The following is a 15,938-nucleotide window of genomic DNA, read 5'->3' as shown; positions in this document are numbered from 1 at the left end:
GCCTCGCCGGCCTGTCGGAAAAAGCGCTGTCGTGGCGGCTGCCGCACGTGACGCTGGCGGCCGATCCGCGTAGCGTCGGTGCCTGTCGTTCAGGCATTCATGAGGAGCAGGCGCATGACGATTGCGTTGTGGTGTGTATTGGTCGCGGCGCTGCTGCCGCTGGTGCTGACCGCGGTCGCCAAGTACGGGCATGAGGCCGGCATCCATCGCCTCAACCGCAAGCCGCGGGAATTCCAGGCCCAGCTCACCGGCTACCGCGCCCGCGCGCACTGGGCGCACCTGAATTCGATCGAGGCCTTCCCGCCGTTCGCCGCCGCGGTGCTCACTGCGCAGATGCTGCATGCGCCGCAGGGCCGTATCGACCTGCTCGCGCTGCTGTTCATCGGCCTGCGCCTGGTCTACGCCGGCTTCTATCTGGCCGACCGTGCGCCGCTGCGCAGCCTGACCTGGTTCTTGGGGCTGCTGTGCGTGGTCGGCCTGTTCGTGGTCGCGGCGCTGGGCTGAACGGCGCCCAAAGAAAAAGACCGGACGACTTGCGTCATCCGGTCCAAAGCGGCGCTACGGCTACGGGGAGGGGGAGGGTCGCCGTAGCGCGGCTTGATGCTCGTCTTACTTGACGGCGGCGGTGGCCGCCTTCTTGAACGAATCCACGTTGCTCTTGATGGTTTCGTTGGTCGCAGCGAAGTTGGTCTTGGCCAGCTCGCCCAGCGCTTCGCTGGTCTTGACGCTGATACCGAAGACTTCCTGCGTGGTGGCATAGGCCTTCTCGGCGGATTCCTTGGCCAGGGTCACGCCCTTCGGCCAGATGGCCTTGAGGCCGTCGAAATCACGCACTTCCAGCGCTTCGGTCACGAAAGCCGCGGTCGCATTGGCGCGGTTCTCGATGGTCTTGAGCTGCAGGTCGGCGATCTTTTCGAAATTCTGCAGGGCCAGACCCTGCACCTTGAACGCGGCTTCGGCAAAGCTCTTGCTGAAAGCCAGCACCTGGTTGTTGTACTGCTCGATCATGGGCTTGCCCTCGTCAGGCGGTGTGGGGATGACGGGGCGCACTCTAAGGGAGGTTTTGTTGCGATGCAACAGGAATTTTGGAGAAATTCGATGGTGAGGCAATGAAATCAGATTAAGTATCTGATTTTCAATGAACTAAAATTGCCGGCCAAACCTTGCCGCGGCGCGTCAATTCGCCTGGATCCCGGCGGAAAGTGCGCGGCGGAAGTCGCGCGGTGCCTTCTCGCCCAGCCAGATCGACAGCAGCACCGAATTGAATTCCATGCCGGCCAACTGCCCGGCCGGCTTGTTGTCGACGAAGATGCGCATGCCGGCATCGGGTATGTAGTCGAACAGGATGACCTGGCCGTGACTGGCCTCGCCGAATACGGCAAGAAAACGGTCGACGCCGGCCTTGACCCGCTCCAGCTTGCCGGGCGAACCGGCGGCTTCGGCAAAGGCCTTGCGCCAGTATTCGTCGACATGGGCGTCATCCAATGCGGGAATCTGCCAGACCACGACGACGCGGTAAGGGCTCAGGCCCGACAGCAGCTGTTCCTCGCTGCGCACGGCCGAGGGCAGGTACAGGGCGGCGGCGTAGAACGGCACGAAATTGCGGTCCAGCACCGCCGCGCCGGACAGGCGCAGATTGTTGCCCACGCCGGGTACGTCGATGCGCTCGGCGAATTCATGCCCGCCTACGGTCGCGGCGGCGGCGACAGTCGTCAGCAGGGAAAGCACCAGCGCGCGCAGGACAGGCATTCGGACTACACCGTATGGAGGCTGCGCGGATCTTAGCGATTTCCGTGCCGGCTGGCAGGCGACCAAGTTCCGGATCGCGGCATCGGCGGCGCCGGCGGACGAACGCGGGAGACGCGGGCTTCCGGCCGCCTCAGCCGCCGCTGTAGCTGCAGCCCGACGTACAGGTCTCGTGCACGACGATGCGGCTGAGCAGCGGCAGACCGGGCTTGAGCCGGGTCCAGATCCAGGCGGCCAGGTTTTCGCTGGTCGGATTCTCCAACCCTGGCACTTCGTTCAGATAATGATGGTCCAGCGCCTCGAACACCGGGGCGAAGGCCTGCTTGATGTCGGCGAAATCCATGACCCAGCCGAACTGCGGGTCGACCGGGCCGGACACATGCACTTCGATGCGGAACGAGTGCCCGTGCAGACGGGAGCACTTGTGGCCCGGCGGAACCGCGGGCAGGCGGTGCGCGGCCTCGATCTGGAAAACCTTGAACAGATCCATCGGCGCCGCCGCTTGGGCCGCGCCGAAGGCGCGGGCCGGAGAATAAAGGTGGTGGCTAGAGGCGGGATCGAACCGCCGACCTCAGCATTATGAGTGCCGCGCTCTGACCGGCTGAGCTACCTAGCCACATGGGCGAACTTGCCCAAACAGAAGGGCGGGGATTGTAGCGGTGGCGGGCCTGCTGTCAAGCACATGAATGCCGTCCCGCCTTGTCGGCCGCGCTTGGCCTGTGGTTGAATCCTGGCCAGCACGTATTTCTGGAGTCGGCCGGTGATCGATCCCGATGGCTACAGGCCCAATGTCGGCATCGTCCTATTGCGGGACGACGGCCGGCTGTTCTGGGCCCGCCGCATCAATCGCGACGGCTGGCAGTTCCCGCAGGGTGGCATGCGCAGCGATGAAACGCCGCTGGAGGCCATGTACCGCGAGCTGCAGGAAGAAACCGGCCTGTTCCCCGAACATGTCGAAGTGCTGGGCGCCACGCCGGGCTGGCTGCGCTACCGCCTGCCGCGGCGCTATCTGCGGCGCAACGAGCGGCCGGTCTGCATAGGGCAGAAGCAGGTCTGGTTCCTGCTGCGCTTCCTCGGCGAAGAACGCCATCTGCGCCTGGACGCGAACGAAAAGCCCGAGTTCGACCTCTGGCGCTGGGTGGATTTCTGGTACCCGGCGCAGAATGTGGTCATGTTCAAGCGCCAGGTCTACGAGCGCGCCCTGCGCCAGTTCGCCCCCGTGGTGGAAACGGCCTGCCGCGTGCGACTGGGCTCGTTGGCCGCGCCGGCCGACGCGCGGCCGCCCCTGAATGTGCTGGCAGAAGCGGGCTGATTGGAAACTTGTTGACACTCATTCGCATTTGCAGTCCAATGCCGGCCATTGGAGGACTGCAAATCATGTATGTCTGCATCTGCAACGGCGTGACCGATACCGCAATCCGCAAGGCGGCCGCTGACGGCGTCTCCACCTTGAGCGAGCTGACCATGCGCACGGGCTGCGCCGGCAGCTGCGGCGCCTGTGCCGGCTTCGCCGAGCAGGTGCTGCAGGAATCCATCCCCAGCAATGCCCGGATGTTCGCGCTGCCCGTACTCGCGGCCGCCTGATCCCGCTGCACTTCTCCATCTTTCCCGGCTTCCTCCGGCCGCGCTGAGTTGCCGCGCCGCGTTCCCGGCGGCGGCGCCTGCGCGCCTCGCACGGCTACTGCATCCAATTCGCATTTCTTCGCGGCGCGGCGCCCGGCGCTATAGTCGCCGCCGTTTCCAGCCGGAGGACAGGCCATGAAAGGCGATCCCAAAGTCATCGAGCACCTCAACAAGGCGCTCTACAACGAACTCACCGCGATCAACCAGTATTTCCTGCATGCGCGCATGTTCAAGAACTGGGGATTCAAGGAACTCGCCGAGCACGAGTACAAGGAATCCATCGACGAGATGAAGCATGCGGACAAGCTGATCGAGCGCATCCTGTTCCTCGAAGGCCTGCCCAACCTGCAGAACCTGGGCAAGATCCTGATTGGCGAGACGCCGCGCGAATGCCTGGAATGCGATCTCAAGCTTGAATACGCCGCCGTGCCCGATCTGCGCGCGGCTATCGCCCAGTCCGAGCAGAGCGGCGATTACATCAGCCGCGAGCTGTTCGAACACATCCTCGAATCCGAGGAAGAGCATATCGACTGGCTCGAAACCCAGCTCAACCTGATCCAGCAGCTGGGCGAGGCGAGCTACCTGCAGAAGAAGATCGGCAGCTGATCGCCGGCGGCGCGGGCTCCTGAAACCCGCGCCGCTTTTTTGCGTGCGCAAGATTCCCCGCCGCTGCGCGCCTCAGGCGCCGCTGCGTGCCAGCAGGTTGCGCAGTTCCGCCGCGACGCGGCCATATTCCTGGCTCAGCTCGCGCACCAGTGCCGCCGGATCGGTCAGGCTGCCGGCGCGGGATTCGTGTTCTATGCGCTTGGCGATTTCCGCCAGCGTCATCGCGCCCAGGTTGGCGCTGGTCGATTTCAGCGAGTGCGAAGGCGCGATCAGGCCGTTGATGTCCTGGCGCGCGGCCGCGCTTTCCAGCAGAGCCAGGTTCTTGGGCGTGTCTTCCAGGTAGACGCCGACCAGTTCGGTGAATTCCTCGCCCATCACATCGAGCAGATCGCGCACGATTTCCTGATCCAGCGCGGCGCCGTCGCGCGCGGCCGCGGGACTGGCCGGCGCTATGCCTTCGCCCAGCGCGACCGCGGCAACGGCGGCCGCAGGCGCGCTGACGGGCGGTGCGGCGGCCGGCGGCCTGGCCGCAGCCGCGGTTTCAGTGGCTACGGTGCCGCGGCTCTGCGCCTGCCTGGGCAGCCATTTGCGCAGCGTGGTTTCCAGCAGGCCGCGGTTCATCGGTTTGGACAGGTATTCATCCATGCCGGCGCCCAGGCATTTCTCGCGGTCGCCGGCCATGGCGTTGGCGGTCATCGCGATGATGGGGATGCGCGGCAGGCGGTTCTCCGCTTCGCGGCTGCGCCGGATGCGGGTGGCGGTATAGCCGTCCATGACCGGCATCTGGCAGTCCATCAACACCAGGTCGAAGCTGTCGTTGTCGAGCTTTTCCAGCGCTTCCTTGCCGTTTTCGGCCAGTTCCAGGCTCAGTCCGAGCAGGGTGAGTATGCGCTGGGCGACCTGGCGGTTGACCGGGTTGTCCTCGACCAGCAGCACATGGCCGCGCAGCGGCGCGCTGCTGGTCGCGGCCGGGGTGATATGCACGCCCGGGTCCAGATTCCCGGCCAGCATTTCCGCCGGTTCCTCGCGCGCGTGGCCGGGGCCCTGCTGCACATCCAGCAGGGTATTCAGCGCGGCGCGCAGCTCCGCCTCGCTGTAGTGGTGCGGTACGACCTGGGCGCGGCTTTCCTGGCGGATCTCCGCCGGCGGCTCTTCCTTGCCGGCCAGGAACAGCAGGCGCACACGTTCCAGGGTCGGCTCGCGCAGCACATTGCGCAGCAGGGCGGCGGGATTGCCGCGCATGCTGGCCAGGTCCACCACGAGCACGTCTATGGCCCAGCTGTCGCCCATCTGCGTCGCGCTGCGCAGCTTGGCCAGCGCTTCCGCCGCGACATTGGTCAGGGTCAGCTGCATGCCCCAGGCGGACAGCTGGCCGCTGAGGCGGCGCTGCGTGGCGGTGTCGTCGACCACGACCAGCGCGCGCGCGCCGCCCAGGTCGGTGCGCGCGCCGGGGCCGTCGCCGACGGCCTTGAGGAAGGGCACGCTGAACCAAAAGGTGGAGCCCTTGCCCAGTTCCGATTTGACGCCGATCTTGCCGCCCATCAGGTCGATGATGCGCTTGCAGATCACCAGGCCCAGGCCGGTGCCGCCGTGGATGCGCGTGGTCGAGGCATCGGCCTGGGAAAAGGGCTGGAACAGTTTTTCCGCCGCATCGGCCGGAATGCCCACGCCGGAATCGGTGACCTGGAACAGGATCTCGTTATGCGTGCGCGTCTCGCCGCGGCGCGACACGCGCACGGCGATGCTGCCGCGCTCGGTGAACTTGATCGCGTTGCTGACCAGGTTGGTCAGCACCTGGCGCAGGCGCACCGGGTCGCCGCGCACGGCCAGGCGCACGGAGGGGTCTATCGCGATGGAAAAGGCGAGGCCTTTGCTTTCTGCACTTTTCTCCATCAGCCGCTTGACCGCGTCCAGCAGCTCGCGCAGGTTCATGCCCACGGCTTCGAGTTCGAGCTTGTTCGCCTCGATCTTGGAATAGTCGAGGATGTCGTCGACGATGCGCAGCAGCTCGCGTGCGGAGCGGTAGGCAGTGAGCAGGTAGTCGCGCTGGTCCGGCGCGAGCTTGGTCGACAGCACCAGGTCCAGCAGCGGGATCACGCCGTTGAGCGGGGTGCGGATCTCGTGGCTCATGGTGGCGAGGAATTCGCTCTTGGCCATCATCGCCGCTTCGGCGTCGTGCTTGGCCTTCATCAGGTCCTGCTGCACCTGGCGCAGCTCGTCGACCTCGGCCTGCAGTGCCGGCGCATTGTTGCCGGCCGCGCTGATGCCGGGCGTATCCATCGCCGGCAGCCGCGCCGGGGGCCGGGTTTCCGCGGGGGCTTCGGTATTTCCGCTTCCGCCGCCGAGGAACAGCAGCAGGCCGCCAACCAGCAGCAGCGGTGCCATCCAGTAGTTGTGCGGCGGCGGCAGCAGGATCAGCCCGACCAGGCTGGCGCTGACCACGACCGCAAGGCCACTCCAGCGCATCGCACCGGCCAGTCGTTTCCAGTCCGCCATTCTCGTCTCTCGTCAGCGGCCGTTTCCGGGCGGATCCGGCCGGGTAGTCCAGTCCACAGCCGCGCTAGCCGGCTGCCCGAAAATCGTAATCGAGATTCTGCGCTTCGTGCTGCACGAAATTGCCCTGGATGAAGTCCACGCCCACGGTCCACAGGGTGGCGGCGCTCTGCGCGTCCTCGATGCGCGGCGCGATCACCTTGCGGCCGTGTTCGTGGGCGTAGTGCACCAGGCGGCGCAGCTCGTCGCGCATGCGCGGGCCGCGATCGGCGATGCAGTCCGGCGCGATCTTGATGAAGTCGACCATCAGGTGCTCGATGGCGGCCTCGGCGCCGTCGCCCGGCACCACGCCGGCGATGCACAGGCCCACGCCGAACTGATGCATGGCCGTGGCGAAGCCGGCCAGGCGGTCGCGGTCGGCGGCGTCCTGCGGCAGGCGCATCTCCAGCACCAGACGGTTGCCGGCGAGGCGGCGCGTCTCCAGCTGCTGGCGCAGCCAGGCCGCGCGGCCCGGATCCCGCGCCGCGCTGGCGGACTGGCTGGCGAACAGGCGCACCGGCCGGCCCTGGCGGTCGCGCTCGGACAGTACCATCAGGCAGCGGCCCAGCACCCAGCGGTCCAGGTCGTCGATCAGCCCGGCCTGCTCGGCCAGCGGCACGATATGGCTGGCGGTGAGCACCTTGCCGTCGTCGCCGTGCAGGCGCAGCAGAGCCTGGAACTGTTCCTCGGCCTCGCCCTCGTCCTCGCTGCTCAGGGCGGCGATGGGCTGGAATACCAGGTGGAAGCCGTCGCTGCGCAGCGCGCTGCGGATGTTCTCGACCAGGGCCGAATCGCCGCTGGGCTTGGCCGCGAACAGGCCGACCGCGTCGCCGGCGTCGGCCTTGCCCGAGTCGGCCAGGGAACGCTCGGCCGCGGTGAGCATGGCGCCGGCGTCGCCGAGGTTGGCCGCGAACGGACAGATGCCGATGCGCAGCCGCACCGCATAGCTTTGCCCATCCACATCGAAGCGCCCGGCGGCGACGTGCCGCAGCAGTTCGCGGCTGCCTTCGGCCAGGTCGGCGGCGCCGCGTTCGGGGCTGAGCACGACGAAACTGGTGTCGCCGAAGCGCGTGACCAGCTCGCTCACATCCAGGTGCGAAGCGAGGAAGGCGCCGATCTGTCCCAGCAGCTTGTCGAAGCCGATCAGGCCAACCTGCTCGCGCAGGTTGGTCGCGTCATCCAGGTCGACATAGAGCAGACCGCCGCGCTGGGCGACTGTCTCGTCGGCGGCGAGCTTGGCGTTGATGCGGTCCAGCACATGGGCGCGCTCGTACATGCCGGTGATCGGATCGCGCGGATTCTGGTTCTGCGCGCGGCGGCGGATATGGCGGGCGCGGCGCAGGCGGTTGGTCACCGCCGAGATCAGGTGCTTGGGCCGTATCGGCTTGGACAGGAAATCGTCGCCGCCGGCGTTGAGCGCCTCGAAATGCTTGTCGGTATCGCTTTCGCCGGACAGGAACACGATGGGCGTGGAAACGAAGGCCTCGCGCTCGCGGATGATCGCGGTCAGCTCCATGCCCGAGCAGCCGGGCATGTACAGATCCATCAGGATCAGGTCCGGATTGAATTCGTCGATGTCGTTGAGGGCGGCGAGCGGGTCCGTGACCATCATGGTCTGCATCCCGGTCTTGCGCAGGATGGACTCGGCGAACATGGCCTGGGAACGGTCGTCCTCGACGATGAGGATGCGGTAGGGATCGGTCTGGTCCGATTCGGTCAGCTCGGCGATGCGCGTCATCACGTCGGCGGTCTGCGCCGGCAGCGGGATGAAAGCGTCGGCGCCGGCGCGCATGGCGCGCAGGCGCACGTCCAGGTCGCTCTGTTCGGACAGCGCCAGCATGGCGACGCGGTGGCTGGCGCGGCCGCGGGCGGCCTTGAGCGCCTCGCCCAGCCGGTCCAGCTCGCCCTGGAAGGCGGCGTCGACCACGATCAGGTGCGGCGGGAAGGTGCCCGTCATCTCGATCAGTTCGTCGGCGTGATCGAGCAGGGAAAGCTCGTAGCCGGACAGTTCCAGCTTCTGGTCGATCTCGCAGGCCAGCGAACTGCCGTCGGTCAGGTGGTAGACCTTGCGCGCGCCGCGCGCGGGACGCGGCACGGCCGCCGCCTCCGCCATGATCGGCGCGGCGGGCGCCGGGGTTGGCGCCGGGCCCGCGGCCGCCGCAGGCACCGGCGTTGCGGCTTTTTCCACTTCCGCGGCAGCGGGCGCGGCAGCAGGAATTGCGGCCGCGACCGGGGCCGGCGGCGGCGCGGGGAAGCGGCTCCAGTAGTCGGGCGGCGGCACCAGCTGCAGCGGATAGCCGTTCTCGCTGCGGTCCAGGTCGGCCGCCGTCACCAGCGGGCGGGCGGCGCTGCCGGGCGCGGAGGCTTCGCGCGTGCTGGCGATCTCGCGGACTTCGTCGAACAGCTCGGCCACCTGTGCGGAAATCTGTACATCGGGAATGCTGACCTGCTCCAGCGGGCCGGCCAGCGCGGACTCGATCGCGAACAGCTTCTCGGCCAGGTCCAGCAGGCCGTAGCGGCCGCAGGCGCCGGCCAGGGTCTGCACTTCGCGGAAGATCAGGCTCAGGCTGTTGATGTCCCAGCCGTCCCGCGCCTGGCGCAGACCGCGGCGGGTCAGCGTATCCAGCCGCTTGGGCAGGTGGCGCAGGAAAGCTTGCCGCAGTTCCGCGCTCTGCTGGGAGTCGTCCTGCTTCTGCATTCGCGAGACCCGTGGCTCATTGGAAGTGCGCCGGAATATACCATGCAGGCCGCGCGGCCTTGGCCGCGCGGTGGCGCTCCGGCGTGCCGGCTCAGAATGGCTTGACGATCACCAGCACCACAATGCCGATCAGCAGCAGCGCCGGCACTTCGTTGAAGAGGCGCAGCCAGCGCGAGCTGCGCGTGCAGCGGTCCTGCGCCAGCTCGCGGGTGAGCCGCGACAGCATGCCGTGGTAGCCGTACAGCAGGAACACCAGGGTCAGCTTGGCATGCAGCCAGTGGTTCGCGGCCATGTAGCCCGGCGCGTGATACAGCCACCAGCCCAGTGTGGCGAAGCCGAACACGGCGGTGAGCACGGCGCCGATGTTGGTCATCACCAGCAGGCGCCGTTCCATGATCTTGAAGCGCTCGCGCACCACGGGCTCGGTGGCCTCCACGTGATAGACGAACAGGCGCGGCAGATAGAACATCCCGGCGAACCAGGTGACGACGGCGACGACGTGGAAGGCCTTGAGCCAGAGCATGGGCAGGTAGCGGCGGCGGCTGCGGGGCGCGCAGTATAGCGGCTGGCGCCGGCGGCCTCGGCTTGACCGCGCCGGGGTGGGGGGCTATAAGGCCCGGCACCCTGTTTTTCCCATGATGAGTCCGCTTTCCGCCCGCGGAAGGCTCTCCGGTCTTTTCCTTATGGCGCGTAATGCGTTTCCGCAATTCGTCGTGCAGCAACACGACCCGCGCGCCGCGCGGCGCCGCCTGCTGCTGCTGGCGGCGCTGTGGCTGGCGAGCCTGGCGCTGGTTGCGGCGGGCGTGTGGATCTATGCCAAGGCGCCGCACAGCGGGCCGGATCCGGCCGAATTCGCCCGCGCGCAGCAGGAAAACGAAGGCCTCAAGCAGCGCGTGGCCATACTCGAACGGGCCGACCAGGTCGACCGCGTTGCCAGCTCCGACCTGCAGCAGACCCTGCGCGAGCGCGAGGAAGAAATCGCCGGCCTGCGCACCGACCTGGCCTTCTACAGCCGCCTGGTCGGCGGCGGCGCGCGGCGCGAGGGCCTGGCCGTGCATTCGGTCCACGTCAGTCCGGTCAAGGATTCCGCCGCCTGGAACGTGGTCGTCACCCTGACCCAGAACATGAAGCGCTCCCAGTCCAGCGAAGGCCGTCTCCAGCTTTCCATCGAGGGCGTGTCCAATGGCCAGCTCAAGAGCCTGCCCTGGTCGGAGCTGGCCGGCAGCGGCGACAGCGCCGGCCTGCCGTTCGCCTTCAAATACTTTCAACGTGTGTCGGGTACCGTGATGCTGCCCGACGGTTTCGCGCCAAATCGCATCAAGGTGGTTGCCGAGGCGGCGGGGGGCGGCGGCCGGGTCGAACAGGGATTTGCCTGGAGCGAAGCCCAGGCAGCCGAGGAGAGCAGCAGCAATGTTCAGTAGCAGCAAGAAGTCCAACGGCGGCGGCAAGCCGGTGCAGGGCGCCACCACCATCATCGCGCCGGGCACGGTGATCCGCGGCGACGTGAGCTTCAACGGCATCATCATCGTGCAGGGCCGGGTCGAAGGCACCCTGCGCGCCGAGAGCGACAACGCCCGCCTCACCCTGAGCGAGGAAGGCAGCGTCATCGGCGAGATCCACGCCCCGCAGGTGGCCCTGAACGGCCAGGTCAAGGGCGATGTGCACGCTGCCGAACGGCTGGAGCTGGCCGAGGCCGCGCGCATCGAGGGCAATATCTACTACAAGGTGCTGGAGATGCTGGCCGGCGCCCAGATCAACGGCAAGATGGTGCACCAGGCCGAGGCGCCCAAGCGCCTGCCGGCGCCCGACGCCGCGGCAGCCGAGCCGGCTTGATAGCCGCCGCGCCCGCCCCGATCTAACCGTACCCGTGCCATCCGGCGAACGTCCCATGAGCGACACTCCGAATTACCAGAACGCGCTGGACCAGCCGCTGATCTTCAGCGACGCCGCCGCGCACAAGGTGCGCGAACTCATTGCCGAGGAAGGCAATCCGCAGCTCAAGCTGCGCGTGGCGATCAGTGGCGGCGGCTGTTCCGGCTTCCAGTACGGGTTCAGCTTCGACGAGGAATGCGCTGAGGACGACCTGGCCATCGACAACGGCGGCGTCACCCTGGTGGTCGATCCGCTGTCCCTGCAATACCTGGCCGGTGCGGAGATCGACTACACCGAATCCCTGACCGGCGCCCAGTTCGTCATCCGCAACCCGAATGCGAAGACGACCTGCGGCTGCGGCTCGTCCTTCACCGTCTGAGCCCGCCGTGAGCGCCAGCCTGCGCAGCCGCGCCAATGTCTTCGCGGCCCTGGCGCTGGAGCGCGCGGCCGAGCGCCGCGACGACGCGGAATGGCTGGCGGCGCGCCGCGGCGACGCCGCCACGCGCTACATCGTGCTGCACCCGGACGGCCGCGGCCTGGTCACGGCGGACCGCCGCGGCCTGGGCTATTTCGGCGAAGCCGCGCGCCAGCTGTACTGGCCCGGGGCCGAAGCTACCTTCCTCGGCGCCACCGACATCGCCAACTACTTCGTGGTCGCCGCTGCGGCGGCCGAGGCCGATGCCATCGCCGCCGCGCTGGAAGGAAAGTGGATGGACCTGCGCGCGGCGGGCCTGAGCCTGCCGGCCTTCGACGCCGGCCTGTTCGCCTATGCCCGCGCGCTGCTGTTCTGGCAGAGCCGGGTGCGCTATTGCGGCGCCTGCGGCGGCGCGACCCGGCTGGTTTCCGCCGGGCACAAGGCGCTGTGCACCAACGCCGACTGCGCGCTGGAGCATTTCCCCCGCACCGACCCCGCCATCATCGTCATCGTCGGCTGGCGCGACGCCTGCCTGCTCGGTCGCCAGCCCGGCTGGCCGGAAGGGCGCTGGTCCACCCTGGCCGGTTTCGTGGAGCCCGGCGAATCGCTGGAAGACGCCGTGCGCCGCGAGGTGTTTGAGGAAGCTGGCGTGCGCGTGGACGAGAGCGACTACCACTCCTCCCAGCCCTGGCCCTTCCCGGCTTCGCTGATGCTGGGCTTTTCCGCCCGCGCCAGCGATCCGTCCATCCAGGTTGGTACGGAACTGGCCGATGCGCGCTGGTTCGAGGTCGACGACATCGTGCGCGGCCTGGCCGAGCGCAGCCTGGTGCTGCCGCCGCCGCTGTCGGTGTCCTACCGCCTGATCGAGCACTGGCTGCGCGAGACCGGCGGCCTGGAGCTGGCCAGCCTCATGCACGACGAACCCTGGCTCAAGCCGCGCCGCTGAGCCGGTCCGCCGCTGCTGGCGCGCAAGCCCGCGCCCGCTACAATCGGGCCAACCTCCCCAGCGCCTGAGCCATGGCCATCCATCTGCTTGCCGTCCTCGTCGTGTTCGCCCTGGCCCAGGGCCTGCCGGATCTGTCGCGGGTGCGCGATTTCAGCCGCCTGCGGGTGTGGCTGGGCGTGCTGGACCGGCTCGGCGGCGGCACGCGCTCGGCGGTCGGGGTACTTGTACCGGTCTTGCTTTGTGCACTGATCCAGTACGCCCTGGACGGCTGGCTGTTCGGCCTGCTGTCCTTCGCCTTTGCGGTCAGCGTGCTGTGGTACAGCTGGGGGCCGCGCGACCTGTCCGAGGATGTCGACGGCGTAATCAAGGCGCCCGACAGCGAGCGCCGCGTCGCCGCCGCCCAGTTGCTGCGTCCGGACGGCGACGAGGCGCCGCTGCCGTTCGAGGCGCCGGCCGTGGTCGATGCCACCTTCCAGTCGGCGCTGCGGCGCTGGTTCGGCGTGCTGTTCTGGTTTCTGTTGCTGGGGCCCTGCGGCGCGCTGCTGTACCGGCTCACCCAGCTCCTGGCCTGGTCGCCCGGCCTGGCCGAGGTGCAGCACGAATCCGGCCGTTCGCTCGCACGCCGTTTCGCCCTGGTGCTGGACTGGGCGCCGGCGCATCTGATGGCCCTGGCCCTGGCCGTCGCTTCCGATTTCGACGCGGTTTTCCACACCTGGAAGACCTGGCATGACCGCATGGGCAAGGGCTATTTCAGCCTGGACCTGGGCTTTCTCTCCGCCATCGCCCGCGCCAGCGTCGATGCCGACGTGATCGCCGGCGACGGTTATGCCGAAGACGTCAACGACCCGCTGATCGAACTGACCGACGCGCGCCATCTGCTGGTGCGCGTGCTCATCGTCTGGCTCGCCGTCAGCAGCCTGCTGGTGCTGGGCGGATTGGTCTGAGGCGCGGCGGATCCGCTGTCGCGCGGAACCGCCGAAGCCAAACAGCAGCGCAGGAAGCCCGCCGGGCGGATCCGCCTTTCCGTACCTGCTTCAGCGGCGCTCTTCCACGCCATTGCTGAAGATCAGATCGACCTGCCTGTCGCGCCAGCGCGCCAGCAACTGGCGCAGTGCCTGCGGCGTGTTCGTTGCTGCCGGCGCGGACGGCGTGGCCTGGTTCTGCTGGTTGACGCCGTGGCAGCCGTCGCAGCTGCGGATCTCGCCGGGCTGGAAGCCGATCCAGTAGCGCTCGCGCACCACCGGCGTGCCGTTGGGCGCGGTGGACTGCCAGGCCAGCGCGCGCTGGGCCGGCACGAACAGCGCGACCGATCCATCCGCGGCAATCGCCGTGCTGCCGGCCGGCCCGGAGGGATTCGGCGCATTCGCCGCCAGCGCGGGCTTGTCGTGCAGGGGCTGCGCCAGCACGCGGCGGCCGCCGTCCAGGTTCATGCCGCGGATCTGGTCGCCCTGGAAGAACTGCATATGGGCGATGTCGTAGAGCTGGCCGCCGCCGGCACCGGTGGTCTGTACGCCGCCGGGTACGCGCAGGTTGTAGGGCTGCTGGCGGTCGGCGCGGTCGCGCGTGGTGGCATTGCGCACCACCAGCACGGCCAGGCCGTTCGCACGCAGATAGCTGCGGAATGCATTCACATCGACATTTTCCGCCGTGAACGCGGCCTGCTCCGGCGCGCGCAGCTGGAAGGCCGTGCCCGGCGGCACCGGGCGGGCGCGCACTTCCACCGGCGAAAGCTCCCACAGCGGCCCGTTGTAGCTGACTTCCACATCCGGGTCCCAGTAGCTCACGCTCTTGCTGATGCCCGGCGTGAGATTGCCCGCCGCGACCAGATAGCCGCCCGGCCCGGCGACCACGCGCTTGAGCCGGAACTGGTAGCGCGGCTGCGGATTGGCGCGGGTTCCGTCGTTGCCGGCTTCGCGCCACTCGGTCGCGTGCGCGGCGATGAGCTGGCCGTCGCTGAGCGGCAGCGGATTGCGGAAGCGGCCGGTGAAATCCGCCGGCTGCGGCTGCGGATCGTAGTCCGGGCTGAAATTGATGTTCACCCGCGGATTGAGCCACGTTGCCGCGATCGTGTCCGGGTTCACGCTGGGCGCGGCGTCGATGCGCACCAGCTGGCCCGAGGCGTGGGTGTAGAACTCCGGCGCGTCGATGCCGTAGTAGCGGCCCGGCGTGGTCGGGTCCTCGCGCATCTGCAGGAAATTCAGTATGGCCTGGCGCGGACCCGGCGGACTGAAATCGACCAGGGCCGGGTCGTTGAAGGAGCGGCCGAAATAGCTGTGCAGCTCGTGCCGGCCGACATGGTTCAGGGTTTCTTCCTCGGTGCCGTCCTGGTTCACCATCCACGGGAAGAAGTGGTTGATGGTGTAGCCGTAGACGTTGGAGCCGGGTACTTCGATGCGCGGCTCCGGGAACACTTCGCTGCGGTCGGCGGTGGCGACGGAATCGGCTGCCTCGCTGCTCCAGTTGAAGGCAGTCGTGCCGGCGGCGTCGTTCTGCTGGTCGCGCTGCAGATGATCCCAGCGCGTGAACAGCAGGCGGCCGTAGCTGTCGACGATGGGATTGAACGCGCCGGATACCGACACCTGCAGCAGGTCGAGCCGGCCGCTGGCCGGCTGCAGCCGCCACAGGCCGGTCGGGGTCGGCGTGGATTCGTATTCGTCCAGTTGTGGATAAAGATGCGCCGCGCCGTTGCGGGTGCGGTCGCTGACGAAGGCGATGCTGTTGTCGCTGAGATAGACCGGGCTGATGTTGTTGCGATTGGCCGGCTGGTTGGCCACCTTGGTGATCGTCACCGTCTGGCCCTGGCCCAGGCCGGTGACTTCGTACAGCTGCCAGTACGAATCGGTCCACTGGTACTGCTGCGGCGGCGCGCCTACCACCATGCTGAAGATGGCTTTCGTGCCGTCCCAGGAAACCGCCGGGTCGCGCACGGCAATGGAGTTCGCGCGCTGCGGACCGGCGTTGCCGTAGCCGGCTTCGGCGGTGAGATTGCGCAGGCTGCCGTCGGGATAGCGGATGTACAGATCGCCGCCGCGGCCGACTAGGTTGCTGCCGCCGCGGTGGTTGGCGAAGACCGCGCCTATGGTGGCGAAGTCGTCGCTGACCGGAAACTGGGTCACGAACAGGATGGGATTGGGCAGCGTCTGGGCATTCGCGCCGCAGGCGATCAGGGCCAGCGCGGCGGCCAGGCGGTTGATGCGGATAAGCACGTGAGATCCTCCCCGGTGTCGGCGCGGAGCTTGGTCAAACTCCGGTCCGTTTGTTGTGACACGTTTCCCGCCCGTGCGGGCGGCGGCGCCCGTTCCCCCGCGGCGCGGGAATTGCCGTCAAGGCTTGCTCTGCACACGCAGGAAGCCCCGGCCAAGGGTCAGGTTCCGCGCAAGCCTTTCCAGGACGACAACGCGGTTCAGAGGAATAAGCGAACGCCGGCCGGCGGCGGTGTGCCCTTGCGCGCCGGCGGCAGCGGCGCAGAGCTTCGGCGCAGCCCGGCCGCGCACGCCGGC

16 protein-coding genes and 1 tRNA gene are annotated in these 15,938 nt (G+C 68.1%); 9 read left to right on the top strand and 8 right to left on the bottom strand.

The genetic code is table 11. The annotated features are described in order from the left end of the window. Positions 1 to 114 precede the first annotated feature (114 nt). The gene (locus NM961_RS05500) at positions 115 to 504 is read left to right on the top strand and encodes an MAPEG family protein (RefSeq protein ID WP_255912498.1); all 390 of its coding nucleotides are present in this window, start codon (positions 115 to 117) and stop codon (positions 502 to 504) included. 105 nt (positions 505 to 609) lie between these two features. Here NM961_RS05500 and NM961_RS05495 read toward each other — a convergent pair whose 3' ends face one another. The 4 genes from NM961_RS05495 to NM961_RS05480 form a co-directional block, all read right to left on the bottom strand. Continuing rightward, positions 610 to 1,008 (bottom strand): phasin family protein, encoded by a 399-nt coding sequence (locus NM961_RS05495; RefSeq protein ID WP_255912488.1) that lies wholly within the window; start codon positions 1,006 to 1,008, stop codon positions 610 to 612. Between the two features lie 168 nt (positions 1,009 to 1,176). Next, complete coding sequence (locus NM961_RS05490) at positions 1,177 to 1,749, bottom strand: chalcone isomerase family protein (RefSeq protein WP_255912486.1); 573 nt, start codon at positions 1,747 to 1,749, stop codon at positions 1,177 to 1,179. Positions 1,750 to 1,879: 130 nt separating this feature from the next. Then, positions 1,880 to 2,236, bottom strand: a complete 357-nt coding sequence (queD, locus tag NM961_RS05485; protein ID WP_255912484.1) for a 6-carboxytetrahydropterin synthase QueD — start codon at positions 2,234 to 2,236, stop codon at positions 1,880 to 1,882. A 49-nt stretch (positions 2,237 to 2,285) separates the two neighbouring features. Then, positions 2,286 to 2,362 (bottom strand) — tRNA-Met (locus NM961_RS05480). Between the two features lie 144 nt (positions 2,363 to 2,506). On the opposite strand from NM961_RS05480, the gene NM961_RS05475 reads away from it, so the two are divergent. From NM961_RS05475 to bfr, 3 genes are all read left to right on the top strand, one after another. Further along, on the top strand, positions 2,507 to 3,058 hold the full coding sequence (locus NM961_RS05475) for an RNA pyrophosphohydrolase (protein WP_255912474.1): 552 nt from the start codon (positions 2,507 to 2,509) through the stop codon (positions 3,056 to 3,058). A gap of 65 nt (positions 3,059 to 3,123) precedes the next feature. Continuing rightward, positions 3,124 to 3,330 (top strand): (2Fe-2S)-binding protein, encoded by a 207-nt coding sequence (locus NM961_RS05470; RefSeq protein WP_255912472.1) that lies wholly within the window; start codon positions 3,124 to 3,126, stop codon positions 3,328 to 3,330. Positions 3,331 to 3,504: 174 nt separating this feature from the next. Further along, positions 3,505 to 3,975 (top strand): bacterioferritin, encoded by a 471-nt coding sequence (gene bfr / locus NM961_RS05465; RefSeq protein WP_255912470.1) that lies wholly within the window; start codon positions 3,505 to 3,507, stop codon positions 3,973 to 3,975. A gap of 72 nt (positions 3,976 to 4,047) precedes the next feature. On the opposite strand, the gene NM961_RS05460 is transcribed toward bfr, so the two are convergent. The 3 genes from NM961_RS05460 to NM961_RS05450 form a co-directional block, all read right to left on the bottom strand. Continuing rightward, positions 4,048 to 6,471, bottom strand: coding sequence for an ATP-binding protein (locus NM961_RS05460; RefSeq protein WP_255912468.1), 2,424 nt, complete (start codon positions 6,469 to 6,471; stop codon positions 4,048 to 4,050). Positions 6,472 to 6,535: 64 nt separating this feature from the next. Further along, on the bottom strand, positions 6,536 to 9,205 hold the full coding sequence (locus tag NM961_RS05455; protein WP_255912466.1) for an EAL domain-containing protein: 2,670 nt from the start codon (positions 9,203 to 9,205) through the stop codon (positions 6,536 to 6,538). Positions 9,206 to 9,296: 91 nt separating this feature from the next. After that, positions 9,297 to 9,728 (bottom strand): CopD family protein, encoded by a 432-nt coding sequence (locus NM961_RS05450; RefSeq protein WP_255912464.1) that lies wholly within the window; start codon positions 9,726 to 9,728, stop codon positions 9,297 to 9,299. A gap of 190 nt (positions 9,729 to 9,918) precedes the next feature. On the opposite strand from NM961_RS05450, the gene NM961_RS05445 reads away from it, so the two are divergent. The 5 genes from NM961_RS05445 (at position 9,919) to NM961_RS05425 (ending at position 13,382) form a co-directional block, all read left to right on the top strand. Next, positions 9,919 to 10,626, top strand: a complete 708-nt coding sequence (locus NM961_RS05445; protein ID WP_255912462.1) for a DUF6776 family protein — start codon at positions 9,919 to 9,921, stop codon at positions 10,624 to 10,626. After that, positions 10,616 to 11,038, top strand: coding sequence for a bactofilin family protein (locus NM961_RS05440; protein WP_255912460.1), 423 nt, complete (start codon positions 10,616 to 10,618; stop codon positions 11,036 to 11,038). The genes NM961_RS05445 and NM961_RS05440 overlap by 11 nt, the downstream gene beginning before the upstream one ends. 55 nt (positions 11,039 to 11,093) lie before the next feature. Continuing rightward, positions 11,094 to 11,456, top strand: a complete 363-nt coding sequence (gene erpA / locus NM961_RS05435) for an iron-sulfur cluster insertion protein ErpA (RefSeq protein WP_255912458.1) — start codon at positions 11,094 to 11,096, stop codon at positions 11,454 to 11,456. Positions 11,457 to 11,463: 7 nt separating this feature from the next. Continuing rightward, on the top strand, positions 11,464 to 12,438 hold the full coding sequence (gene nudC, locus NM961_RS05430; protein ID WP_255912456.1) for an NAD(+) diphosphatase: 975 nt from the start codon (positions 11,464 to 11,466) through the stop codon (positions 12,436 to 12,438). A gap of 71 nt (positions 12,439 to 12,509) precedes the next feature. After that, positions 12,510 to 13,382 carry a cobalamin biosynthesis protein gene (locus tag NM961_RS05425; RefSeq protein WP_255912445.1) on the top strand — a complete coding sequence of 291 codons (873 nt, stop codon included), beginning with the start codon at positions 12,510 to 12,512 and terminating at the stop codon, positions 13,380 to 13,382. Between the two features lie 90 nt (positions 13,383 to 13,472). Here the strand turns inward: NM961_RS05425 and NM961_RS24120 are convergent, their stop codons facing one another. Further along, positions 13,473 to 15,644, bottom strand: a complete 2,172-nt coding sequence (locus NM961_RS24120) for an HzsA-related protein (protein ID WP_255912443.1) — start codon at positions 15,642 to 15,644, stop codon at positions 13,473 to 13,475. Positions 15,645 to 15,938 lie beyond the last annotated feature (294 nt).

Origin of the sequence: Tahibacter harae, assembly GCF_024437735.1 — a bacterium.
Taxonomy (GTDB): Bacteria; Pseudomonadota; Gammaproteobacteria; order Xanthomonadales; family Rhodanobacteraceae; genus Tahibacter; species Tahibacter harae.
The sequence above is the reverse complement of the archived record's forward strand: the minus strand, read 5'-3'. Positions and strand labels throughout refer to the sequence as shown.

Coding starts and splice junctions, on each gene's coding strand:
- NM961_RS05500 (WP_255912498.1), top strand. CDS start 115: ATGACGATTGCGTTGTGGTGTGTATTGGTCGCGGCGCTGCTGCCGCTG.
- NM961_RS05495 (WP_255912488.1), bottom strand. CDS start 1,008: ATGATCGAGCAGTACAACAACCAGGTGCTGGCTTTCAGCAAGAGCTTT.
- NM961_RS05490 (WP_255912486.1), bottom strand. CDS start 1,749: ATGCCTGTCCTGCGCGCGCTGGTGCTTTCCCTGCTGACGACTGTCGCC.
- queD (WP_255912484.1), bottom strand. CDS start 2,236: ATGGATCTGTTCAAGGTTTTCCAGATCGAGGCCGCGCACCGCCTGCCC.
- NM961_RS05470 (WP_255912472.1), top strand. CDS start 3,124: ATGTATGTCTGCATCTGCAACGGCGTGACCGATACCGCAATCCGCAAG.
- bfr (WP_255912470.1), top strand. CDS start 3,505: ATGAAAGGCGATCCCAAAGTCATCGAGCACCTCAACAAGGCGCTCTAC.
- NM961_RS05460 (WP_255912468.1), bottom strand. CDS start 6,471: ATGGCGGACTGGAAACGACTGGCCGGTGCGATGCGCTGGAGTGGCCTT.
- NM961_RS05455 (WP_255912466.1), bottom strand. CDS start 9,205: ATGCAGAAGCAGGACGACTCCCAGCAGAGCGCGGAACTGCGGCAAGCT.
- NM961_RS05450 (WP_255912464.1), bottom strand. CDS start 9,728: ATGCTCTGGCTCAAGGCCTTCCACGTCGTCGCCGTCGTCACCTGGTTC.
- NM961_RS05440 (WP_255912460.1), top strand. CDS start 10,616: ATGTTCAGTAGCAGCAAGAAGTCCAACGGCGGCGGCAAGCCGGTGCAG.
- erpA (WP_255912458.1), top strand. CDS start 11,094: ATGAGCGACACTCCGAATTACCAGAACGCGCTGGACCAGCCGCTGATC.
- NM961_RS05425 (WP_255912445.1), top strand. CDS start 12,510: ATGGCCATCCATCTGCTTGCCGTCCTCGTCGTGTTCGCCCTGGCCCAG.